We start from the raw sequence: 23410 nt of genomic DNA on the forward strand, positions 1-23410 counted from the left end.
TTGCCCATTCCTTTTCAAAATCAAAAGTATCTTCTGATTTTATTGATTCTAATTTATTTAAAATTTTAGAATCTTCAATGGTTTGAATCCATTTTATCAGATTTTCTTTTTGAGTTGCTATATTCATATCTAATTCTAATTTTTAACAAAGCTACTAAATATTTTTTTTGATAGAAAAGTTTAGCTTAATAAATATAAGTTAATTCAAATATTTTATAATATTTGATCATTGTAATTATTCGCAAACTTATCATTCTGAGGCAGGAAGAATCTAATGTTATTTAGGTTTTAGTTTTTCTAAAGTTTTAGTGGGATTCTTCCTTCGTCAGAATGACAAACTGGGTGGAAATTATTATTTATTTTTCAGATTACAATAATTGCGATTTAATTAATACTATTTGTCAAATTAAACGTTTTCTCTCCGCAAACTTGTCATTCTGACGAAGGAAGAATCTCAGCAAATCTAAAATTTTTTTGTGCTCGATTTTTGTTTGAATTCTTCTTCCGAAACTTCGGAATCAGAATGACAAACTGAATTAGAATAAAATAAAAAAATCATTAGCAAATTGAAGCTTAAAAACTATTTTTGCAATTATGAAAACCTTGCTCTACAAAAACACTAAAATCTCCTACACAGAACAAGGAAAAGGAACTGCTGTAGTTTTACTGCACGGTTTTCTTGAAAATAAAGAAATGTGGGATGCTTTTGTGCCTGAGTTTTTAAAAAAAAATCGTGTTATTACAATTGATTTATTAGGTCACGGAAAAACCGAATGTTTGGGTTATGTTCATTCAATGGAAGATCAAGCAGAAATGGTTTACGTAGTTTTATCTGAATTAAAAATTAGAAAAGTAGTGCTTATTGGGCATTCAATGGGTGGTTATGTTGGGCTGGCTTTCGCCGAATTGTATCCAGAAAATGTAAAAGGAATTGTACTTTTAAATTCAACTTCTCGTGCCGATTCTGAAGATAGAAAAACCAACAGAGATAGAGCAATAAAAGCGGTGAAACAAAATTATACTGCATTTGTACGAATGAGTATTGCCAATTTATTTAGCGAAAAAAACAGAACAATCCTTCTTAATGAAATAGAAAATGTAAAAACCGAAGCATTAAAAACACCATTGCAAGGAATTGTTGCATCTCTAGAAGGAATGAAAATTAGAAAAGATAGAGAAGTCATTTTGCATTTTGCGTCTTATCCAATTTTGTTGATTTTAGGAAAAGAAGATCCTGTTTTAATCTACGATGAAAATGTGACTCAAATTGAAAATACAGCTATAAAACTTCATACTTTATATGATGGACATATGAGTCATATTGAAAACCGTGATGAATTGTTGTTGGTTTTGAGTGATTTTTTAAAGAAACTTTAACCACTAAGTTTATTAAGATGGCACAATGTTCACTATGTTTTTTTACTTCTTGAAAAAACTTTGTATTCTTGGTGGTAAAAAATTAAACTTTCTCTTCAAAAGCCACATCAACATTCAAAATTTCATTTAACAGAATCACAATTTCTTCTAAATAACTTTCCATTATTTCAGCCGAAATTACTTCGATAGTTTCTTTATCAACTTTAAAATTAAAAGGTAAAAATCCCGACTTTAAGTTTTTAAAAGAAATAATTCCTGCTTCAATATCTAATCCTTTTGCATCGGGTTCATACATAAACGCATAAGCCAAAATTTGAATTATTTTATCATTTTTTATATCCTCAGTTAATCCATTCCAAGACTTTAGAGTTACATTAAGTTTATCAACTTTGCCTGTTTTATAATCAATGATTCTAATTTTACCGTTACGATTTTCAATTCGGTCAACGTTTCCACCAATTTTTACAGGAAAAGGTAATCTTGGATGTATAATTTCTCTTTCTAATCGTGCTTCGAGTGCAATAATTTGAATTTCATCGCCATTTTGTATAGATTCTAATTCCAGTTTTAGAAAATTTAAAACATTTCTTTTAGCAACTTCAAAAGCTAGTAAGTTTCGTCCTTTTTTGATTTCTCCTTCTTTATAAACCAATTTGAATTGTTTTAAAACTTCATCATCGATGTTTTTTATACAAATTTTAATGTCGTTTTCAATTAAAATCTTACCAATAAATGGTTTGTATAATTCTTCTAAAGCACCATGAATAATAGTCCCGAGAGTGTTAACCGCTATGTTTTCTTCAACTTCATCAGTTTCAGAAATACGCAAAATTCTTTGAAAATAAAACTGAATCGGATTTCGTATATAATTGGTCAATGATGAAGGAGAAAAACCTTTATCTGATGCAATATTTTTTAATCGTTCTATTACACTTTCCGATTTAGGAACAATAATTTTTTGATAGGCAATTTCGGGTACATTGGCGTTATAAATCTGAAAAGTCAAATGGTGATTTGGTTGTTTCTCAACTTCTAATTGGGTGATGAATCTACTTTTTTCTCCAGCATCAATTCCTTCACTTTCAGTATTGTATAACAAGTAAACATTTTTGGCGCGTTGTAACAAATGATAAAAATGATAGGTGTAAATAGCATCTTTCTCTTTGAAAGTTGGTAATCCGTATTCTTTTTTTACATCATAAGGAATAAACGAATTCATACTTTTTCCTGCAGGAAATTTTCCTTCGTTAACTGATGTTATAATTACAGTTTCAAAATCTAAAACTCGACTTTCTAGAACTCCCATTATTTGCAATCCGTTTAATGGTTCGCCTTCAAATGATACTTCAGCTACATCAATAACTTGTTTGTAAATTGCATAAAGTGTATCTACATTATCAATGTTTTCATTGGATGAAAAATAAGAAATCATTTTATTGATTACTTTAAAAATTGAGTACACAAATGCATTTGTGATTTTTTCTCCCGAAACTTCGGGATCTTTATCCAAACTTAAATTGGATTTTATTTGAAGTAATATTGCAGAAATATTTTCTAAAATTGACACAGAACTTGTATCCCATTTCTTGAAAAGTAATTGAAATAGTTCGTTTTGATTTTCTTGTAATTCAAGAATTCGCTTATGAAGAATAAAAGTATAATTATTTTGATTAATTCGATTAACCAATTGATTAGCTTTAATGTATGGTTCAATTAATGGATGCATTAAAATATCTAAAACATCTTTATAATAAAACACATAACTAGTTGAATTTCTAGAAATTGCGTTGGTATGGGCTTTAAATAATTTGGCAATTAAAATTTGGGCAGGATTGTTTTTGCTAGAATATCCCATGGTTATATTTAAAGCATCAACATTTGCTGGAAGCGAATATAAAACTGGAATCAAAAGCGATTCTTCGCCAAGAACAACAGCTACATTTTGAAGTTTACTTTGGTTTAGATTGCTGTGTTTTTCAATTATTTGGCCTACAATTTTGGCTTGACCAATAGATTTTGGCGTACCAATAACTTGAATGTTTTTTTCTTGCTTAAAATCATTAGAAATCCATTCATAAGGATTTGTTTTATAATGTGGCCAAGATTCTTTAAATCGTCGTTGAAATAAGCCAGCATCATTAAAGGTATCGTTTAGAAATGTTTCTTCAATATCCCAATATATTTTGGCTAAATCAATAGCTAAAAGATGTTGTATGATTTTTTCTTCGGCTTGATTGAGTGCATTAAATCCTGCAAAAAGAAACTTTTTTTCTTTAGCGGATTCCGAAAAATGATTTAAATTATTAACTGCTTCACGATAAATTAATCCTTGATAACCAATTCCTTTATTTAGTAAATAGTTATATAATGAATGATAATAAAGTGGTAGTTTTTTCCAGAAAGCAAGATGCTTTTCTATTAAATCTGTACGTTTATTTATATCAACTGACCAATGTTCTATTTCTTTAATGTTTTCAAGATATTTTAAAATTCTATCTGGTTCTAATAAATAACGATCTATTTCGTTAAAATCTTGAAGTAATGTTTTTGCCCAGTTGGCAAATGTTTCAAAGGATTCTTTATCTTTTTCTGTTACTGATAGATAAACTGAGTAAAATTCAAAAAGTAATTCAACAGAGTCAACAGATCGAATTCCAGCAATGTCTTGAACAAAATCTTCAATACTAATAATTTCTGGTGAAAATATTGTTGAAATTATTTGTTTTTTAAGTTCATCTATCAAGAATACTTTGGCTCTTCTGTTGGGAAGAATAACAACTAAATCTGAATAATTTTCAGAATAGTTGGTAATAATTGTTTTAGAAAGTTTATTTAAAAATGAGTTGTCATTCATTTTATAAATATAAAAAAACGCCTCGATAAATCGAGGCGTTTCTTAAAAATATTTTATTTTGGAAGAAATTATTTTATTAATTTCACTTCAACTCTTCTGTTGTTAGCTTTTCCAGATTTAGTTTTGTTAGTATCAATTGGCATTGATTCTCCGAAACCTTTAGAAGATAATCTAGAAGAAGAAATTCCTTTTTCTATTAAATAATTTTTAACTGCCGCAGCTCTGTTATCAGATAAAATTTGATTAGCAGCATCTTTTCCATCACTATCAGTATGACCTTCTAAAGAGAAGTTAGAGTTTGGATATTCTTTTAAGATAGCTGTAATAGCTTCTAATACTGGGTAAGTTTGTTTTTGGAAAGAAGACTTGTTAGTATCAAATAAGATAGTTTTAGCATAGTCATTTAATCTTTTCATTACTTCGTCAGAAACTTCAGGACAACCTTTGTTTGCAACAGTACCTTTAACGTCTGGACATTTATCATCTTTGTCATAAACTCCATCACCGTCTGCATCTGGCCAAGGACAACCTGCGTTTTCTTTTGGACCTTTAACTGAAGGACATTTGTCGTCTTTATCAGTTACACCATCACCATCAGCATCAGGACAACCTGCTAAAGATTTTAAACCGAATACATCAACACAAGCGTCATCTTTATCAGCAACACCATCGCCATCAGTATCAGGACAACCATTCATTTCTACAGTTCCAGCTTCAGTTGGACAACCGTCTTTGCTATCTTCGATTCCGTCTCCATCAGTGTCAGGGCAACCGTTGAAAGCTTTAATTCCAGGAACATCAATACAAGCATCGTCTTTATCGTAGATTCCGTCTCCATCAGTATCTTTAGCGCCAAACTTGAAAGTAAGTCCTAAAAAGTGTTGCATGTGAGTTGGAATAGCTGTAGCATTTTCTCTTGAATCAAAAGAATATTTGTAAGAAGATGTCCAAGAAAGACCAACTTGTTTAGTTAACCAAAGAGTTAAACCTAAACCAGCATTTACAGTTCCGCCTTTTCCATCGTCACCTAACCAAGTATAACCTCCACCTACGTGAGCAGAAGGATCGATTACTTTAGAACCTATTAAGTTCATCATACTGTATTTTACAGCACCATCAACAGCATAATAGTTTAAATCACCAGGATTTGTAACTACATAATCTGCATTTCCAACTCTTTCATTAACAAATCTTGTCATTTTGTTAATTGATCCAGTTACTCCGAAAGAGAAATTGTCTCCAACGCTTCTTGATACGTTTACATAAGATACAGATGGAAGAATATTCCAATATCTTTGAGCATCAAAATACTGAGAAAATTGATCCTCAATTTTAGAAGCAGCACTTACTCTACCTCCATCTACTGCGTTTGCACCAAACCCAATAGCCCATTTGTTGTTACTATCTTGTGCTTGAGAACTTAATCCTAATAGCATCAATAAAGCAAATAATTTGTTAAGATGTTTCATACTTAATTTTGTTAGATTATAAAGATATAATGAAGCAAAAGTAATACGTATAAATGAATTATCAAAATGAAAATGTTAAAATATGGTAATTATATAAACATTCATCAAAAAAATACAATTGTAGGAGTTATATTAAATAATGTGTAAGTTCTTTGCAACTTCTGTAAATGCTAGTATTGCTTTATCTAAATGTTCTTTTGAATGGGCTGCAGAAAGCTGAACACGAATTCGTGCTTTATCTTTTGGAACAACTGGATAAAAGAAACCAATAACATAGATGCCTTTTTTAAGCAATTCATCTGCCATTACCTGTGATAGCTTGGCATCATACAACATTACCGGAACAATTGCTGAATCTCCATTAATAAAATCTATGCCTGATTTTCGCAAACCATCTTTGAAATAATTAGTGTTCCATTCTAGTTTGTCACGTAGAGTTGTGTCTTTTTCTAACAGTTCAAAAACTTTAATTGATGCTCCAACAATTGCAGGCGCAAGTGAATTAGAAAACAAATATGGTCTTGATCTTTGTCGTAAAATTTCTACGATTTCTTTTTTGGCTGTGGTGTATCCACCCATTGCGCCACCAAGTGCTTTTCCTAATGTTCCTGTAATGATGTCAACTCTTCCCATTACACCTTTGGCTTCCATAGTTCCTTTGCCTGTTGCGCCAATAAATCCTGCTGCATGACATTCGTCTACCATTACTAAAGCATCATATTTATCGGCTAAATCGCAAATTTTATCTAATGGAGCAACCAATCCGTCCATTGAAAAAACTCCATCAGTAACAATTAATTTATATCTTCTGTTTTCGGTAGTTGCTTTTATTAGTTGTTGTTCTAAATCATCCATATTGGAATTTTCATAACGATAACGCGCTGCTTTACACAAACGAACTCCATCTATAATAGAAGCGTGATTTAAAGAATCAGAAATTATACAATCTTCTTCTCCTAATAATGGTTCGAAAACTCCTCCATTAGCATCAAATGCTGCTGCATATAATATAGTGTCTTCTGTTCCATAGAAATTGGCTATCTTTTTTTCTAATGTTTTATGAATATCTTGTGTTCCGCAAATGAATCTTACAGACGACATTCCGAAGCCATGAGAATCCAATGCGTCTTTGGCTGCTTGAATAACTTCTGGATGGGATGATAAGCCCAAATAATTATTAGCACAAAAGTTTAAAACCGTTTTTCCATTAACTGTAATTTCTGCTCCTTGTGGTGATGTAATTATCCTTTCTTTTTTGAAAATACCATTTTGCTCAATAGTATTTAATTCGTTTTGCAGGTGTTGTTGAATTTTTCCGTACATGTTTATTTTAGTTTGTTTTGTTTTTATTTGCCACGAAGACATTAAGTCACTAAGTCAATAAGTTTTTTCTTTTGCCACGAATTGCAAAAATTTAAAACTTCGTATTTGTTTTTTTTTAATGAATGTTGAGTCTATCTTCTTTCATCTTTATTCTATTCTCTCTTTTTTACAAATGTAAGACTTCAATTTCTTGTCCTATATATATGAGTGATTTTTTTTGAACTTGAAATCCCATCTCCTCAATGGTTTTTTGATAATTTTCGAGTTGGGTTTTGTGTTTTGGCAAATACTGACCGGTTTTATAATCTAAAAGAAATACTTTTTTATCATTAGAAATTGACATTCTATCAGGTTTTACAGCATTTCCTTCTTTTTGAATGATGGCTTGTTCATTCATCACTTTATTTTCTGCAGAAAAATAATCGGTTAATTCGATATGATTTACAATTTCCAAAATAGTGTTATGAACTTCCTGTTTTTGATTAGACACAATTAATCCGTTTTCAATGGCTTTGGTTATTGCTAATTCTATATCAGATTTAGTCTTTACAAATGCTAGAATTTCGTGAATAGTATTTCCATATTCAATAGCATTTTGCTGTTTAGTGTTCCACATAATGCTTTCACGCTGTGCGATTTTAATGTTTTTAGGGTTTAATGTTGCTAAAAGTTGCGGAACTAAAAGTGTATTTATAACTTTTTCGGTATTTGTAGATAATTTTTCAGCCAAACCAAATTCATATTCATATTTATTCTCGTTGAAATCATTACCTAAAAATTCAATAAAAAACGATGACATATTATTGGGTAATTCTCCTTTTTTACTTATATTTATTCCAGAAATAATATGCAATTGTTCTTCGGCTCTAGTTAGTGCAACATACAAAACATTAATATTGTCTAATAAATCTTCTTCTTTTTTCTGATTGTAAACTAATGATGCTTCGTTTCCAAAATTCTCAACGGCAGAATTTTTGGAAACTAATGCTTTTGGCAAGCCCAATTGTTCTTCATCGGCTGAAATCCAAATTTTTTCTCCTTTATTTTGCGAATAATTTTCTTCGGCAAACGGAAAAATCACAACAGGAAACTCCAAACCTTTGGATTTATGAATGGTCATAATTCTAACCGCATCGTTTCCTTCTGGTGACGGAATGCTCAATTTATGTGAATTGTTTTCCCAGTAATTTAAAAAATCTGATATTCCTGATTGTTTTTTTAAATCATGTTCCAAAACCAAATCTAAAAAAAATTGTACATAGGCATTTCTTTTTTGTATTGGAATTATTTTTGAAATTATTATTTCTGTAGCTTCATAAAGTGATTTTTTTCGAATGGTTGCAAACGAGAAATCTATTTTAAATTCTACTAGCCAACTCTGAAAATCTTTTTCATTTATAAACTCAATTCCTTTAGAAATAAAGTTGTGAATTGGCTCTATATCTTGATTGTTTTTGGCTAAATAATAAAGAAGATTGGCTTTAGATTGTTTGTCGTTTTCGTTTTTTAAATATCGCAATATGTCGATGCATAATTTTACTTCAGAAGATGCGCCAAGCAACAAACTTTCGGAAGATACAATTGGAATTCCGTTTTCAATTAAATGATTTGCAATAGCTGTACCAGGTTTTTTATTCCGGGTTAAAATTACAATATCTTTATAGTTGAATCCATTATTTTTAATTTTAGAAATTGTATGTAAAGTTGCATCAAGATACAGGTCGTTTTTGTCAAAATTTTCATCATCAAGCGTTTCTTCTTTGTCAATTTTTGGAATAAAACTTAAATTTATATAACCTCCGTTTTTAGAATTAAATTTTTGATGTGAATGATTTTCATATAAATCTTTGTAAGCTGAATTTGCAAATTTTGATGCTAAAAAACTAAAAAATTTATTGTTGAAATCAATTACTTGAGAATAACTTCGATAGTTTGTTTCTAACGAAAATAGTTTTTTATTTGGATTTACAAATGGGTTTTTTTCTTTGCTTAACTCAATAAATTGTTCGGCTTTTCCGCCACGCCAACGATAAATCGATTGTTTTGGATCGCCAACAATCATTAGCGAACCTTGTTCTCCACTCAAATCTTCGCTAGATAGTGCGTTGTCGATAAGCGGAATCAAATTTTGCCATTGCATTTCGGATGTGTCTTGAAATTCGTCTACAAAAAAGTGTTTGTATTTTTCGCCCAATCGTTCATAAATAAAAGGTGCTGGTTGATTTTGAATTTGTTCGTTTATCAATTTATTAAATTCTGTAATAGAGAGAATGTTTTGCTCTTTTTGAATCTCTTGCAATTTATTATTTAAAGTATTCATTAAAGAAAGTGGTGTGATATTTTTTAAGAAAGCTTCGTAGAAATTTTTCTTTTCTAATTTGGTATAAATCGATTTTAAAATAACCAATAATTCTGGAATAATACTTTCTATAATTGCGCCATCAGTAGCTGTTTTATTGATTTGAATATCATCAAACTCATAAAACCTTTTATTGTTTGGGTTGAATTTTGCTTGTTTAATACTTTGCAAATGATTAGGAAAAGTTTGTCTTGAAAACGATTTTAAATCAATACCATTTTTATCAATCAAAAGGAATATTTCTGTAGCTTGAGCAATAGTTTCTGCTTCTATTTCTTTGCATAATTCGGTAAGTTTATTTTTAATTTCAACAAATTCCGAAATAGATTTATTATTAAAATGAGTAATTTCTTCGCGATTATTTTCGTTTAAAATGAGTTTTCCTGTTTCCATAATTTCTCGAGAAACATCCCACGATTTATCATCGTCGGTTTTTTCCATTGTAAAATCGACAAGTAATTTGGTTAAAATGGCATCGTTTCCAGCTTCGGCTATAATGGCATCAACTGCCTCTGTGAGAAGATTTTCGGTATCAAGAGAAACTTCAAATGTTATTGGCAAACCCAAATCGTGAGCAAAAGCTCGAATTACTTTGTGAGTAAATTTATCGATGGTAGAAATGTCAAAAGCTGCATAATTATGAATTAAGTTTTTGATAATGCTTTTGGCTTTTTCTTGAATTTGATTTGAGCTTAAATTAGTATCAACACTAATGTCTTGTATTAGCATTTGTGCTTTTTCGGAAGGATTCTCTTTAGCAAATTCTGATAAACTTTCTACCACACGACTTTTCATTTCGTGAACCGCTTTATTAGTAAAAGTGATGGCAAGAATGTTTCTATAAGCATCTTGTTTTTTGGATAACAGAATTATTTTGAGGTATTCTTTTACCAAAGTATAGGTTTTTCCTGAACCTGCAGATGCGTCATAAATGGAGAATGCTGGTTTTTTCATTTTTTTTATCGGATTTCACGAATTATCTCGAATTTCATTTTGGTTGAATTATAATAATTTTTATGGTAATTTTATTTTTTATTTATCTGATAAATGTAATTCAATTTTGAGTCTTCACCATAATATTCAACTTCAATTTCGTCAATTTTTATTCCGCCAATTTTTTCAATTGCTTTTTGTGATCGAATATTGTTAGCGCCAACTTCAAAAATAACATTATCTACAAATTGAAATGCATAATCGAGCATTAGTTTTTTTAATGCTTTGTTATATCCATTTCCCCAAAATTTGCATCCAATAAAAGTATATCCAATTTTTACTGAATTATTTTGCAAATCAATTTCATAAAATCTTGTACTACCAATTGGCTCATTGGATGTGGCTTCTCGAATAAAAAATGCTCCTTGTGACTGTATTGCTCCTTCAAAATAATTTAGAAAAACGTCTTTTTTATATCTGTTTTTATTTGGATGTTGTTCCCAAATTAATTTATCAGAAGCAACAGAAAATAATTCTTCAAAATCAGATTTTTGCAATGGTATTAATTTTATTAATTGGTTTTGCAAATGTGTTGGTTGTATATTAAAATGCATTGCTGTTTAAATTAATTAGCCAAAATTACTTTTCATAATTTTAGGGTTTTGTGAAACTTTATTTGAAGTAAAAACTTTAAAAAATGTTTTAATAAAATAATAACGTAATTGTATAACATTTTTAGAAGTTAAATTTATAACTTTGAATTTACTTATTTACTAAACTTTTAAAATAATTATATTATGTCATTTGAATTACCACAATTGCCTTATGCTTATGACGCATTAGAACCACATATTGATGCTAGAACGATGGAAATTCATCATTCTAAACATCATAATGCTTATACAACTAATCTAAATGCTGCAATTGCAGGAACAGATTTAGAAGGAAAAACTATTGAAAATATTTTAATAAATTTGGATAAAAAAAATGCTACCGTTAGAAATAATGGTGGTGGTTTTTACAACCATAATTTGTTTTGGAGAGTAATGTCAGCTAATGGTGGCGGATTGCCAACAGGAGAATTACTAGAAGCTATTGAAAGAGATTTTAAGTCATTTGACGAATTTAAAGCTCGATTTACTAAAGCTGGTGTATCTCAATTTGGAAGTGGTTGGGCTTGGCTGTGCGTAAAAAAAGGTGGTGAACTTGATGTTTGTGGAACTCCAAATCAAGACAATCCTTTGATGCCAGAAGTTGGATGTGGCGGAACTCCAATTCTTGCTATGGATGTTTGGGAACATGCTTATTATTTAAACTATCAAAACCGTCGTCCAGATTATATTGAAGCTTTTTTTAATGTAATTAATTGGGATGAAGTAGCTCGACTTTACGCAATTGAAAAATAAAATAAAACTTATTAAAAGAGCAAACCCGATAGCCAAGTAGCTATCGGGTTTTTTGTGTGTGTGAATTTTAAAAAGACGTTTACCAAGGCAAACGTCTTTTTGCCCCAAATCTACCAAGAACTTAACCTACTAAATTCTATGGTAGGACAAACATAGTAATGATAGTATTTAAAAACATATAAAAAGCATTAATTATATTGGAATGACAGTCAAATGTGAGTGAAATCTGTTTTTTAAAGAACGTGAAGTAGGTTGAAAATAAAAAAGGCGAAATTACTTTCGCCTTTTTTGCCCCAAATCTACCATAAACTTAACCTACTAATGCTATGGTACTTCAAATGTAGAATTACTACTACGTATATTGAAAAAAAATTGTTGAAAGACTAAAATAATCGACGAACTGCACAAAAATGCTTTTTAAACAAAAATTTTATGTAAATTGTTATAAAAACTGTTATTAATTTATAACATAAGTTGGAGAATTAATAGTGGGATTTGTAAAAAAACCGAAAGCAATAGAAAATAAAAAAGGCGAAATCTCTTTCGCCTTTTTTGCCCCAAATCTACCATAAACTTAACCTACTAATGCTATGGTGATTCAAATGTAGAATTACTACTACGTAGATTGAAATATAATTGTTGAAAAGCCAAAATAATCGATGAACTACACAAAAATTGTTTTTTAACTATATTTTTATGTAAATTGATTTAAAAATTGTCATTTTTATATAGAATAATTTGAGTATTATGAGTGATAATCGTAAAAACTGAAAGTTATAGAAATTAAAAAAGGTGAAATAAATTTCACCTTTTTTGCCCCAAATCTACCATAAACTTAACCTACTAATGCTATGGTGATCCAAAGATATACAATGAAGTATTTTTCAAAAAATAATACTGATAAATTGCATTAATAATCGACGAACTACATCTTTGGGTATTTTTTAATATGCTCTTGCGTCTTTTCCTTCATAAAAATTCATAAAAGCTCTGTTTACAACACGGTTTCCACCAGGAGTTGGATAGTCTCCAGTAAAGTACCAATCGCCAAGATTTTTAGGACAAGCTATGTGTAAATTATCTACCGATTGAAATATGATTTTTACAGCTGCTTTCACGCTTGAAGTTGTTAATAATTCAGCAATTTTATTGGATATTTCCATATCGCTAAATGGCGAATATATTTCAGTTACGTAATTAACTACATCAGAGTCTTTTAATCCTTCTTGTTTTTTGCATTTTTTATAAACATCATCTACAATTTTATATAAATTTCTCTCTTTTAATAGTTCGATTGCTGCTTGAAAAGCTACCAATCCTTCGAGCTTTGCCATATCAATTCCGTAACAATCTGGATAACGAATTTGTGGTGCTGATGAAACTATTATAATACGTTTTGGATTTAATCTGTCCATCATTTTAATGATGCTCATTTTTAGAGTTGTTCCTCTAACGATACTATCATCTATTATGACTAGATTATCTGTTGGTTTTATTACTCCATAGGTTACATCATAAACGTGAGCAACAAGTTCGTCTCTATTTTTATCATCTGTAATAAACGTCCTAAGTTTTGCATCTTTAATGGCAATTTTCTCAGTTCTAATTTTGACAGAAAGTATTTGTTCTAGTTTTTCTTTTGTGAGTGTTTTTCTATTGTCTAAAATAAAGTGATTCTTTCTGTGATTAAGAAAGTCGTTTGCTGCCTCAACCATTCCATAAAAAGAAGTTTCGGCAGTATTAGGTATGTAAGAAAAAACTGTGTTGTCGGTGTCGTTTTCTATTGCTTCTAAAACTGCAGGAAGAATTAATTTTCCGAGCTCTTTTCTTTCTTTGTAAATCTCGGCATCGCTTCCTCTAGAAAAATAAATTCTTTCAAACGAACATGCTTTTTTTTCTGTAGGAGTAATAATTTCTTCTTCGGTTATTTTTCCGTTTTTCTTGATAATTAATGCGTTACCGGGTTTTAATTCTTGAACTTTTTCAAATGGAACGTTAAAAACTGTTTGAATAACAGGTCGTTCTGAAGCAACAACTACAATTTCATCATCTTCAAAGAAATATGCAGGTCGAATTCCTGCTGGATCACGAAAAACAAAAGCATCACCATGACCAAAAAGTCCTACCATGGCATATCCACCATCCCAACCTCGAGAAGCACGTTTTAGAATTTTAGAAATATCTAATTTTTCTGCAATAACCGCAGATGCTTCTCTTTTAGACAATCCATTATTTTTACATTCTTGATATAATTCTGTAACTTCTTCGTCTAGAAAATGTCCTATTTTTTCCATGACTGTTACAGTATCTGCCATTTCTTTGGGATGTTGACCTAATTCTACTAAACTATTAAAAAGTTCTTTAACATTGGTCATATTGAAATTTCCAGCAATAATTAAATTTCTGTGCATCCAATTATTCTGACGAAGAAAAGGATGAACACTTTCTAAACTATTTTTTCCAAAAGTTCCGTAACGAACATGACCAAGAAACAATTCACCGATGTAAGGAATATTCGCTTTTTGTAGAGCAACATCATCTGCATATTCTGGATGCGAAGTCATTTCTTCATTGATGCGTTCATTGATTTGCTTAAAAACATCTTGAATAGCTTGTGCATCATTAGAACGAACTCGGCTGATGTATCTTTCGCCTGGTTCAACATCTATTTTTATTGATGCAAAACCTGCTCCATCTTGACCTCGGTTGTGCTGTTTTTCCATGAGGAGATACATTTTTTGTATTCCATAGAAAGTTGAACCATATTTTTCTTTATAGAATTCTAATGGTTTTTTTAATCTTAAAAGTGCAATTCCACATTCATGTTTTATTGCGTCGCTCATTATATTGTGATTTAGTGTGTTGTTGTTTTGCCGCAGATTCAAAGATTATAAAAAACATCAATTAACAATTTGTGAATCTGTGACTTTATTATTTTTCAAATAAAAAAAGCCCCGAACATCTCGAGGCATAAATTTATTAAATTTCTATATCAAATTGTGTTAAAGATTTAAATTGTTTTAATCTATCTTTAACTTCTTCTTTTTTTAATGATAACATTCTTTCTGTTCCAAATTTCTCTACACAAAAAGATGCTAAGTTTGAACCGTGAATAATCGCATTTTTCATATTACTGAATGAAATGTTTTCACTTTGAGCAATAAATCCAGAAAAACCACCTGCAAATGTATCACCTGCACCAGTTGGATCAAAAACTTCTTCTAATGGTAAAGCTGGAGCAAAGAAAACTTCTTTATTGTGAAACAATAATGCCCCATGTTCTCCTTTTTTAATTACTACATATTTTGGTCCCATTGTTTGAATTTTTGCAGCAGCTTTTACTAAAGAATATTCTCCAGACAACTGACGTGCTTCTTCATCATTGATTGTAATTACATCAATACGTTTAATAACGTCTAACAATTCTGGCAAAGCGCAATCCATCCAAAAGTTCATTGTGTCTAGAACAACCAGTTTTGGTTTTTCTTCCATTTGATCTAAAACGCTGCTTTGAACAAATGGATGCAAGTTTCCTAACATCACTACATCGGCATTTTTAAAATCTTGAGGAACTACAGGATTAAAATCTGCAAGCACGTTTAATTCTGTAATTAATGTATCGCGAGAATTTAAATCGTTATGGTATTTTCCGCTCCAAAAGAAGGTTTTTCCGCCTTTTACGATTTCGATTCCAGAAATATCGATGTTTCTTGCCGTCAATAAGTCTAAATATTCTTGTGGGAAATCTTCTCCAACCACAGAAACAATTCCTGATTTTACATTAAAATGTGAAGCTGAAAGACCAATAAAAGTTGCAGCTCCACCAAGAATTTTATCTGTTTTTCCAAAAGGCGTTTCGATAGCGTCAAAAGCAACCGTTCCTACTATTAAAAGTTTGTTCATTATTTTGTCATTGCGAGATTTTGAAGCAATCTCTAATTAAAGGTGCAAAGATACATATAAGTAGTAAAGGTGCAAAGTTCTATTGTAAGAAAGTCAAAAGTTAAAACAACTTCTCATCATTCTTTTCATAAAAAGCATCAATAGATAAATTTGGCAATCCAGAAGCATAAACTGCCAATTCATCACATCGTTCATTTTGAGGATGATTGTTATGTCCTTTTATCCATTTAAAATCTACTTGATGTTTTCTGTAAATTTTTAAAAACCGAATCCATAAATCGGAATTTTTTCTGCCAGCAAACGCTTTCTTTTCCCATCCTAAAACCCATTTTTTCTCAACAGAATCTACAACATATTTAGAATCGGAAATTACTAAAACTGTCATATTTGGATTTTTTAACTTTTCTAACCCTACAATTACTGCCAACAATTCCATTCTATTGTTGGTTGTAAGTCGAAAACCTTCGTAGAATTCTTTTTTAAAATTTGTTCCAACCAATTCCATCACAACGCCATAACCTCCATTTCCTGGATTTCCTTTTGCTGCGCCATCTGTGTATATATGAACTTGGTGGGTTTTCATAGTAGTTACTTAGCTAATTCTATACTTTTTATCAATTTCTCAAATAGATAATTGTTGTCTTCTTTTTCAACTTCTTCAATAAAATTTAAAGAAATATAATATCCTTTTCTTAAAATGTAATAACTATTACTCTTAATTTCATATTCCTTTCCTTGATTTTTAAGTGTAAATTGAACTGAAAACTTAACAACATCGTTATTAGAAATTTGAATAATTATCGGATTATCAATAAATCTAAAGTTGGGTAATGTTTTTTTGGCACTTTCATTAGAATCTTGAACAGATTTCAGAAAATCTTTACTGTCTTTCGATTCATTTAAAATTGTTCTAATTTTTATTGTTGGAATAATGCCGCTGTATTTTTTGGAATCATATTTAGTGTAAGTTGAAATATTGATAGAAGAATTATTTTTCTTTAAAAGTTCCGCAAGTTGCTTGTCTGTTAGATCATAATTATCTAAATTTTTTAATATCTCATCGTTATTCACACAAATCCAATTGTTGGGAACATCCATTGAAAATCCTAACTTTTTTAATTCTAATCTCTCTTGAGCATAAAAATTTAAAACACCAAAAAAGAACAAAGCAACTAATAAATTTGATCTCATAATTTTTAAGTTAAAAGTTTTTCTATAACCTCAGAAAAATACAAATGTTCCAATTCAAGAACTTTTTGAGCTATTTCTTCGGCAGATTTACAGTTTTCTATATTTACTGGTTTTTGAAAAATAAATTCACCTTCGTCATAATTTTCATTAACATAATGTATTGTAATTCCGGTTTCTTTTTCATTATTGTCAAGAACAGCTTGATGAACGTTAAGTCCATACATACCTTTTCCGCCATAATTTGGCAATAATGCAGGATGAATATTAATTATTTTATTTGGAAATTGTTTAATAATATGTTCTGGAAATTTCCATAAAAAACCTGCTAGAACAATTAAGTCAGGTTTAATTAAATTTAATTTTTCTAGAACCTTTCCTTCGTTAAGCTCGTGTCTATTGAAAATTTCGGTTGGAATATTAAAATTCTTTGCTTTTTCTAATACTTTGGCATTAGGATTGTTAGTGAAGATTCCGAATACGTTAGCATGGTTTTTTTTATTGAAGTGTAATACAATTTTCTCGGCGTTAGAACCCGATCCAGAAGCAAATATTACTATCTTTTTCATTTATACTGTAATTTTTATTACGCAAAAAAAAGAATAATAAATGATAATAAATAATATAAATGAGGTCTTTGTAAAATAATTTTTTTAATTTCGTATTCACATTTATTAACTAAAGCGTGGTTTTAAAATAAAGTTTTTTATTTTTGCCAACAATTAAAATTTAAAATTAAAGATTATGTCAGACATTGCATCAAGAGTTAAAGCGATTATCGTAGACAAATTAGGCGTTGACGAAAACGAAGTTGTAACAGAAGCAAGCTTCACAAACGATTTAGGAGCAGATTCATTAGACACTGTTGAGCTTATCATGGAGTTCGAAAAAGAATTTGATATTCAAATTCCAGACGACCAAGCAGAAAACATTGCTACTGTAGGTCAAGCTATTTCTTACATCGAAGAAGCTAAAAAATAATAAAATAAAAAACCCGTATACTATAAATGTGTGCGGGTTTTTATTATTTTTTTAGATTTTCTAGAAAATTTAAACTATTTTTGATTGAATTTCAATCACACTATATTGAAATACCCTTGTCTCTTTAAGTTAATACTAAATAAAGAAATATGGGTATTATTTATTTAAACGATATTTAAAAAAAATTATATGCAATTAAAGCGAGTTGTTGTAACTGGTCTTGGAGCACTTACTCCTATTGGAAATTCCATCGAAGAATATTGGAATGCCTTAATAAGTGGTAAAAGTGGTGCTGCTCCAATAACATATTACGATACAGAAAAGCATAAAACTAAATTTGCTTGCGAAATTAAAAACTTCAATATCGAAGATTATATGGATCGTAAGGAATCACGAAGATTGGATAAATTTTCTCATTATGCCATTGCATCTAGTGACGAAGCTATAAAAGATGCAGGATTGACAAATGATAATGTAAATAAACAAAGAGTTGGTGTAATTTGGGGTGCAGGAATTGGTGGTTTAGAAACTTTTCAAGATGAAGTAATTTATTATGCAAAAGGCGATGGTACACCAAAATTTAATCCTTTTTTTATTCCTAAGATGATTGCCGATATTGCTCCTGCTCATATTTCTATGAGAAATGGTTATATGGGACCAAATTATACAACTGTTTCTGCTTGTGCATCATCTGCCAATGCAATGATTGATGCTTATAATTATATTAGATTAGGAATGTGTGATGTAATAATTACTGGCGGATCAGAAGCTGCAGTAACTATTGCAGGAATGGGTGGTTTTAATTCTATGCACGCATTATCAACTAGAAATGAAAGTCCAGAAACTGCTTCACGTCCATTTGATGCTACTCGTGATGGGTTTGTGCTTGGTGAAGGTTCTGGTGCAATTGTTCTTGAAGAATATGAACATGCCAAAGCTCGTGGTGCAAAAATTTATTGTGAAATTGGCGGTGGCGGAATGTCGTCTGATGCTTATCATTTAACTGCTCCACATCCTGAAGGAATTGGTGTGATTGCCGTTATGCAAAACACTTTGCGAGATGCAGGAATGACTCCAGAAATGGTTGACCACATCAACACTCATGGAACATCAACGCCACTTGGTGATGTTGCCGAATTGAAAGCAATTAGTCATGTTTTTGGCGCTCATGCTAAAAATATAAATATAAATTCAACTAAGTCTATGACTGGTCATTTGCTTGGCGCTGCTGGTGCAATTGAAGCTATTGCTGTTATTTTAGCAATGCAGCATGGTATTGTTCCGCCAACAATCAATCATACAACAGTTGATGAGAACATTGATCCTTCATTAAATTTAACTTTAAACAAACCTCAAAAAAGAGATATTAAAGTTGCCATGAGTAATACTTTTGGGTTTGGTGGACACAATGCTTGTGTGTTATTTAAAAAATTAGAAAACTAAGTTTTCATGCGATTACTTAAAAAAATATTTTTCAAAAGTTCCCAACTTAGTGAGGTTGGGAATTTTTTTGTAACTATCGAAAAAATTATTGGTTTCAAACCAATAACTTTAAGATACTACGAAAAAGCATTTACCCATCGTTCTTCAAACAAAACAGACGACAATGGAAACCCTATGAATTATGAACGATTAGAGTTTCTAGGAGATTCAATGTTAAGCTCTGTTATTGCAGCACATTTATACAATGAAGCTCCACTTGGCGATGAAGGATATTTAACCAAAATGCGTTCTAAAATTGTAAGTCGAGAACATTTGAATGAATTAGGTAGAGATTTAAATCTTATTGACTTAATAGAAAGTAAAGTTCCATCATCACATTTTGGCGAAAATATTCACGGAAATATTTTTGAAGCATTAGTTGGGGCTATTTTTCTTGATAAAGGATATGTTGGTTGTGAACAATTTATTCAGCGAAGAGTTATTATTCCTTATGTTAATATTGCTCGACTAGAAGGAAAGGTAATTAGTTATAAAAGCTTGGTGATTGAATGGTGCCAGAAAGAAAAAAAACAATTTTACTTTGATGTTTTTGATGATAATGGTAATGACGGTAAACATTATTTTGGTGTTAAATTAAGTATTGATGATAAAGTAATTGCAAAATCTAGAGCAACATCCAAAAAGAAAGCAGAAGAAATTGCGGCAAAACGAGCCTATTTTGCATTTCAAGAAAGAATTAACAAAATTTAATTCAAATTCATAAAAAACTATAACGTTTTCGTTTATAAAATTACGTTAATCTAACATTATCGTTGTGTTTTGTTTCTTATATATCATATATTTACATCTTATTTTGGCAATAAATGGCGCTTCATAAATTGTATATTGAAGAATTTGAGGAAGATGATTTTCATATAATCGCTATTCATACTTCATTAGAGGATTATCGACTAGCTTATTGTTTAAATCGTGATCTTGAAATTTGTTTGTCTAAAAACAAATCTGATATTCAGTTACAAGTTAAAGAAGGAAAAACTTCTTTTGCACGATTTACTTTTGAAGATGAAAAAAAACTCATTAATTGGGATTTAGTTCAAAATAAAAATGATGTTCTTGGAACAGAAAATATAGCCGCTCAAGATTTATTTTCTAATTCTAAAAATTCATTTTCATCTTCGGCTTACCTTTTGCCAGAATTTAAAAAAGTTGATTTTTTCTTAAAAATTGAAAACGCAGAAAACGAAATCAACTTGACCGAAATTGTTTCTAAAATAAACACTATCGACAGTATAAAAATGGTTTATAATGTTGATAAAAACAAAATAAAATCGAAAAATAATTTAATTTTTTAAAAAATGCCAACAAGAAAAAAGACTAAAATTGTAGCCACGTTAGGTCCAGCTTGTAGTTCAAAAGAAGTGATTAAAGACATGGTTGATGCCGGAGTAAATGTATTTAGAATCAATTTTTCGCATGCTGATTATGATGATGTAAAAGAACGAATAGATATTATTAGAGAACTGAATACAGAATATGGTTATACTACAGCTATACTAGCAGATTTACAAGGTCCAAAACTTAGAGTTGGTGTAATGAAAGAAGATGTAGTTGTAAGTCCTGGAGATATTATTACTTTTCAAACGGCCGAAGATATTCCTGGTACAGCTGAAAGAGTTTACATGAACTACAAAGAATTTCCAAGAGATGTTCAACCAGGTGAAAAAATCCTTCTTGATGATGGGAAATTAATGTTTGAAGCACTAGAAACTAACGGAACTACAGAAGTTGTTTGTAAAGTTATTCAAGGTGGACCATTAAAATCTAAAAAAGGAGTAAACCTGCCAAATACTAAAGTTTCACTGCCAGCACTTACACCCAAAGATATTAATGATGCTATTTTTGCAATTGAACAAAATGTAGATTGGATAGCACTTTCATTTGTGAGAACTCCAGCCGATTTAGTAGAATTGCAAGATTTAATTGCTAAACATTCTGATCATAAAATTCCAATAATTGCAAAAATTGAAAAACCAGAAGCGGTAGAAAATATTGATAAAATTGTGGCTTTCTGTGATGGATTGATGGTTGCTCGTGGCGATTTGGGAGTTGAAATTCCGGCGCATGAAGTTCCGTTAATTCAAAAAAAATTAATTCATAGAGCTAAAACAGCAAGAATTCCTGTAATTGTGGCAACACAAATGATGGAAACGATGATTACAAGTTTAACTCCAACTCGTGCCGAAGTAAATGACGTTGCCAACTCGGTAATGGATGGTGCAGATGCTGTAATGCTTTCTGGAGAAACTTCTGTTGGAAATTATCCTGTTCAAGTAATTGAAAAAATGACACAAATTATTGAAGCTGTAGAAGATTCACCATTAATTATTGTGCCACAAAATCCACCTCACGTTAGAACTAAACGTTTTATAACTAAATCTATATGTTATCATGCTGCAATTATGGCTAATGACATTAAAGCCAAAGCAATTTCTACATTAACTAATAGTGGATATACGGCTTTTCAAATTTCGGCTTGGCGACCATCGGCACATATTTTAGTTTATACATCTAATAAAAGAATTTTAACACAACTGAATTTACTTTGGGGTGTAAATGCTTTTTTCTATGATAAATTTGTAAGTACAGATGATACTGTAGAAGACATTAATCTTATTGCAAAAGAAAAAGGTTATGTAAAAAAAGGTGACGTTTTAATAAATCTAGCAGCAATGCCTGTTGTAGATAAAGGAATGGTAAACACTTTGAGAATTTCTGAAATAGAATAAATAAAACATAAATATTCAAAAAAAAGGATTACCTAAATAGTAAAATATTTTAGTAATTCTTTTTTTGGTTTAGAAAGAAAAAGTATATTTGAAAAACAAAAAATTATTTTAATTATGGAATCAAAAAATCCCTTTTTTAGAACAAAATCGTTTACAAAAACTACAGCTGCTGGTACAAATTCTTATGAAACTCGCGCAATCGATTATTCTGAGACCATGACAGTTTCTGGCACAATTAATAAAAGTTTTATACTATTATTGTTGTTGCTTTCTACAGCTTTAGGCACTTGGTTCTTGGCTTCTAGTGGTTACAACCCAATGATTTTAGTTATTGGTGGAGCAATAATTGGATTAATATTGGTTGTGGTTTCTTCTTTTAAACCTCATCTTTCTCCATATTTAGCTCCAGCTTATGCGCTTTTTGAAGGATTGTTTATTGGCGGAATTTCGGCTGTTTTCGAAGTTATGTATCCCGGAATTGTGATTCAAGCAGTTGGAGGAACATTTGTAACCTTTATAGTTTGTTTTGGATTATACAAATACAATATTGTAAAAGTTACCGAAAAATTTAAATCGGTTGTAATTGCTGCAACTATGGCAATTGCTGTTTATTATTTAATTACATGGTTACTAAACATGTTTACTGGTTATCAAGCAGTACATTATGGAAACTCTATGATGAGTATTGGAATTAGTGTTTTTGTGATTGTAATTGCAGCATTAAATTTATTTTTAGACTTTGACCAAATAGAAAAAGGTGCGCTAGAAAATAAACCAAAATATATGGAATGGTATGGCGCAATGGGATTAATGGTAACTTTGGTATGGTTGTATATTGAGTTTTTACGTCTTTTGTCTAAAATTTCTAGTAGAGATTAAACTTTTTATAAAATTATTATTTTTAAAGCTGTCTGAAAAGACGGCTTTTTTTTATTTAAAACTCAAACAATTCTTTAATAGGAATATTTAAAGCTATAGCAATAACTTTTACTGTAGATATTGTTGTATTTATTTCGCCTCTTTCTATTCTGCCAATTTGAGAAATAGGAACATCCGAAGAATAAGCAAGAACTTCTTGAGAGATACTTTTACTTGTTCTTATTCTTCTAAGGTTTTCTCCAAAACATTTTATAAACGCTATATCTTTTACATTATTCACATTGTAAAATTGAACATTGCAAGAAAAAAACATAAACGCATGTATGCGCTAATAATAAATTTTTATATATATTTACAATACTATAAACCTTAAACCAAAAGCTTATGAAACACTTCATTAAAAAGTTTACTCTTTTATCGTATTTTTGTTTGGCAACATTTTTGTACTATAGTTGCACACAGGAGAAAGAATACATAAATGAAAAAAATCGAATTAATTTTGATTTAAA

19 protein-coding genes are annotated in these 23410 nt (G+C 30.2%); 8 read left to right on the forward strand and 11 right to left on the reverse strand.

Features of this window, described 5'->3' with window-relative positions; all coding sequences use genetic code 11:
• The first annotated feature begins 594 nt into the window (after positions 1 to 594).
• The gene (locus tag ACH2BO_RS13135; RefSeq protein ID WP_395045187.1) at positions 595 to 1377 is read left to right on the forward strand and encodes an alpha/beta fold hydrolase; all 783 of its coding nucleotides are present in this window, start codon (positions 595 to 597) and stop codon (positions 1375 to 1377) included.
• A gap of 82 nt (positions 1378 to 1459) precedes the next feature.
• Here the strand turns inward: ACH2BO_RS13135 and ACH2BO_RS13140 are convergent, their stop codons facing one another.
• The 5 genes from ACH2BO_RS13140 to ACH2BO_RS13160 form a co-directional block, all read right to left on the reverse strand.
• Positions 1460 to 4231, reverse strand: a complete 2772-nt coding sequence (locus ACH2BO_RS13140; protein ID WP_395045188.1) for a PD-(D/E)XK nuclease family protein — start codon at positions 4229 to 4231, stop codon at positions 1460 to 1462.
• 68 nt (positions 4232 to 4299) lie between these two features.
• Positions 4300 to 5700 (reverse strand): OmpA family protein, encoded by a 1401-nt coding sequence (locus ACH2BO_RS13145; protein WP_395045189.1) that lies wholly within the window; start codon positions 5698 to 5700, stop codon positions 4300 to 4302.
• 132 nt (positions 5701 to 5832) lie between these two features.
• On the reverse strand, positions 5833 to 7023 hold the full coding sequence (gene kbl / locus ACH2BO_RS13150; protein ID WP_395045190.1) for a glycine C-acetyltransferase: 1191 nt from the start codon (positions 7021 to 7023) through the stop codon (positions 5833 to 5835).
• A gap of 166 nt (positions 7024 to 7189) precedes the next feature.
• Positions 7190 to 10336: a UvrD-helicase domain-containing protein gene (locus ACH2BO_RS13155; RefSeq protein ID WP_395045191.1), complete on the reverse strand. Its 3147-nt coding sequence runs from the start codon at positions 10334 to 10336 to the stop codon at positions 7190 to 7192.
• A gap of 71 nt (positions 10337 to 10407) precedes the next feature.
• The gene (locus ACH2BO_RS13160; protein WP_395045192.1) at positions 10408 to 10929 is read right to left on the reverse strand and encodes a GNAT family N-acetyltransferase; all 522 of its coding nucleotides are present in this window, start codon (positions 10927 to 10929) and stop codon (positions 10408 to 10410) included.
• A 183-nt stretch (positions 10930 to 11112) separates the two neighbouring features.
• On the opposite strand from ACH2BO_RS13160, the gene ACH2BO_RS13165 reads away from it, so the two are divergent.
• The gene (locus ACH2BO_RS13165; protein ID WP_395045193.1) at positions 11113 to 11721 is read left to right on the forward strand and encodes a superoxide dismutase; all 609 of its coding nucleotides are present in this window, start codon (positions 11113 to 11115) and stop codon (positions 11719 to 11721) included.
• A gap of 944 nt (positions 11722 to 12665) precedes the next feature.
• Here ACH2BO_RS13165 and ACH2BO_RS13170 read toward each other — a convergent pair.
• The 5 genes from ACH2BO_RS13170 to ACH2BO_RS13190 all read right to left on the reverse strand — a co-directional run bounded on the left by ACH2BO_RS13170 (position 12666) and on the right by ACH2BO_RS13190 (position 17381).
• Complete coding sequence (locus tag ACH2BO_RS13170; protein WP_395045194.1) at positions 12666 to 14564, reverse strand: amidophosphoribosyltransferase; 1899 nt, start codon at positions 14562 to 14564, stop codon at positions 12666 to 12668.
• A 136-nt stretch (positions 14565 to 14700) separates the two neighbouring features.
• Positions 14701 to 15624: a PfkB family carbohydrate kinase gene (locus ACH2BO_RS13175; RefSeq protein WP_395045195.1), complete on the reverse strand. Its 924-nt coding sequence runs from the start codon at positions 15622 to 15624 to the stop codon at positions 14701 to 14703.
• A gap of 100 nt (positions 15625 to 15724) precedes the next feature.
• Positions 15725 to 16207 carry a ribonuclease HI gene (gene rnhA / locus ACH2BO_RS13180; protein ID WP_395045196.1) on the reverse strand — a complete coding sequence of 161 codons (483 nt, stop codon included), beginning with the start codon at positions 16205 to 16207 and terminating at the stop codon, positions 15725 to 15727.
• Positions 16208 to 16212: 5 nt separating this feature from the next.
• Positions 16213 to 16815 carry a hypothetical protein gene (locus ACH2BO_RS13185; protein WP_395045197.1) on the reverse strand — a complete coding sequence of 201 codons (603 nt, stop codon included), beginning with the start codon at positions 16813 to 16815 and terminating at the stop codon, positions 16213 to 16215.
• 5 nt (positions 16816 to 16820) lie between these two features.
• Positions 16821 to 17381, reverse strand: a complete 561-nt coding sequence (locus ACH2BO_RS13190; protein WP_395045198.1) for a phosphoribosylglycinamide formyltransferase — start codon at positions 17379 to 17381, stop codon at positions 16821 to 16823.
• Between the two features lie 175 nt (positions 17382 to 17556).
• Here ACH2BO_RS13190 and ACH2BO_RS13195 point away from each other — a divergent pair, with 175 nt between their 5' ends.
• The 6 genes from ACH2BO_RS13195 to ACH2BO_RS13220 all read left to right on the forward strand — a co-directional run bounded on the left by ACH2BO_RS13195 (position 17557) and on the right by ACH2BO_RS13220 (position 22901).
• Entirely contained in the window at positions 17557 to 17793 is a 237-nt protein-coding gene (locus ACH2BO_RS13195) for an acyl carrier protein (protein ID WP_007137004.1), read from the forward strand.
• 189 nt (positions 17794 to 17982) lie between these two features.
• The gene (gene fabF, locus ACH2BO_RS13200) at positions 17983 to 19236 is read left to right on the forward strand and encodes a beta-ketoacyl-ACP synthase II (protein WP_395045199.1); all 1254 of its coding nucleotides are present in this window, start codon (positions 17983 to 17985) and stop codon (positions 19234 to 19236) included.
• A gap of 6 nt (positions 19237 to 19242) precedes the next feature.
• Entirely contained in the window at positions 19243 to 19986 is a 744-nt protein-coding gene (locus tag ACH2BO_RS13205) for a ribonuclease III family protein (RefSeq protein ID WP_395045200.1), read from the forward strand.
• 113 nt (positions 19987 to 20099) lie between these two features.
• Entirely contained in the window at positions 20100 to 20588 is a 489-nt protein-coding gene (locus ACH2BO_RS13210) for an IPExxxVDY family protein (RefSeq protein ID WP_395045201.1), read from the forward strand.
• Between the two features lie 3 nt (positions 20589 to 20591).
• Positions 20592 to 22022 (forward strand): pyruvate kinase, encoded by a 1431-nt coding sequence (gene pyk, locus ACH2BO_RS13215; protein ID WP_395045202.1) that lies wholly within the window; start codon positions 20592 to 20594, stop codon positions 22020 to 22022.
• Positions 22023 to 22136: 114 nt separating this feature from the next.
• Positions 22137 to 22901 (forward strand): Bax inhibitor-1/YccA family protein, encoded by a 765-nt coding sequence (locus ACH2BO_RS13220; protein WP_395045203.1) that lies wholly within the window; start codon positions 22137 to 22139, stop codon positions 22899 to 22901.
• A gap of 55 nt (positions 22902 to 22956) precedes the next feature.
• Here ACH2BO_RS13220 and ACH2BO_RS13225 read toward each other — a convergent pair whose 3' ends face one another.
• Entirely contained in the window at positions 22957 to 23214 is a 258-nt protein-coding gene (locus tag ACH2BO_RS13225) for a helix-turn-helix domain-containing protein (RefSeq protein WP_395045204.1), read from the reverse strand.
• Positions 23215 to 23410 lie beyond the last annotated feature (196 nt).

It is taken from the genome of Flavobacterium sp., from assembly GCF_043773265.1.
In the GTDB taxonomy this organism is placed as follows: Bacteria; Bacteroidota; Bacteroidia; order Flavobacteriales; family Flavobacteriaceae; genus Flavobacterium.

Bases quoted from the DNA above. Each gene is read 5' to 3' on its own strand.
- ACH2BO_RS13135 (WP_395045187.1), top strand. From the start codon at position 595: ATGAAAACCTTGCTCTACAAAAACACTAAAATCTCCTACACAGAACAA.
- ACH2BO_RS13140 (WP_395045188.1), bottom strand. From the start codon at position 4,231: ATGAATGACAACTCATTTTTAAATAAACTTTCTAAAACAATTATTACC.
- ACH2BO_RS13145 (WP_395045189.1), bottom strand. From the start codon at position 5,700: ATGAAACATCTTAACAAATTATTTGCTTTATTGATGCTATTAGGATTA.
- kbl (WP_395045190.1), bottom strand. From the start codon at position 7,023: ATGTACGGAAAAATTCAACAACACCTGCAAAACGAATTAAATACTATT.
- ACH2BO_RS13155 (WP_395045191.1), bottom strand. From the start codon at position 10,336: ATGAAAAAACCAGCATTCTCCATTTATGACGCATCTGCAGGTTCAGGA.
- ACH2BO_RS13160 (WP_395045192.1), bottom strand. From the start codon at position 10,929: ATGCATTTTAATATACAACCAACACATTTGCAAAACCAATTAATAAAA.
- ACH2BO_RS13165 (WP_395045193.1), top strand. From the start codon at position 11,113: ATGTCATTTGAATTACCACAATTGCCTTATGCTTATGACGCATTAGAA.
- ACH2BO_RS13170 (WP_395045194.1), bottom strand. From the start codon at position 14,564: ATGAGCGACGCAATAAAACATGAATGTGGAATTGCACTTTTAAGATTA.
- ACH2BO_RS13175 (WP_395045195.1), bottom strand. From the start codon at position 15,624: ATGAACAAACTTTTAATAGTAGGAACGGTTGCTTTTGACGCTATCGAA.
- rnhA (WP_395045196.1), bottom strand. From the start codon at position 16,207: ATGAAAACCCACCAAGTTCATATATACACAGATGGCGCAGCAAAAGGA.
- ACH2BO_RS13185 (WP_395045197.1), bottom strand. From the start codon at position 16,815: ATGAGATCAAATTTATTAGTTGCTTTGTTCTTTTTTGGTGTTTTAAAT.
- ACH2BO_RS13190 (WP_395045198.1), bottom strand. From the start codon at position 17,381: ATGAAAAAGATAGTAATATTTGCTTCTGGATCGGGTTCTAACGCCGAG.
- ACH2BO_RS13195 (WP_007137004.1), top strand. From the start codon at position 17,557: ATGTCAGACATTGCATCAAGAGTTAAAGCGATTATCGTAGACAAATTA.
- fabF (WP_395045199.1), top strand. From the start codon at position 17,983: ATGCAATTAAAGCGAGTTGTTGTAACTGGTCTTGGAGCACTTACTCCT.
- ACH2BO_RS13205 (WP_395045200.1), top strand. From the start codon at position 19,243: ATGCGATTACTTAAAAAAATATTTTTCAAAAGTTCCCAACTTAGTGAG.
- ACH2BO_RS13210 (WP_395045201.1), top strand. From the start codon at position 20,100: ATGGCGCTTCATAAATTGTATATTGAAGAATTTGAGGAAGATGATTTT.
- pyk (WP_395045202.1), top strand. From the start codon at position 20,592: ATGCCAACAAGAAAAAAGACTAAAATTGTAGCCACGTTAGGTCCAGCT.
- ACH2BO_RS13220 (WP_395045203.1), top strand. From the start codon at position 22,137: ATGGAATCAAAAAATCCCTTTTTTAGAACAAAATCGTTTACAAAAACT.
- ACH2BO_RS13225 (WP_395045204.1), bottom strand. From the start codon at position 23,214: ATGTTTTTTTCTTGCAATGTTCAATTTTACAATGTGAATAATGTAAAA.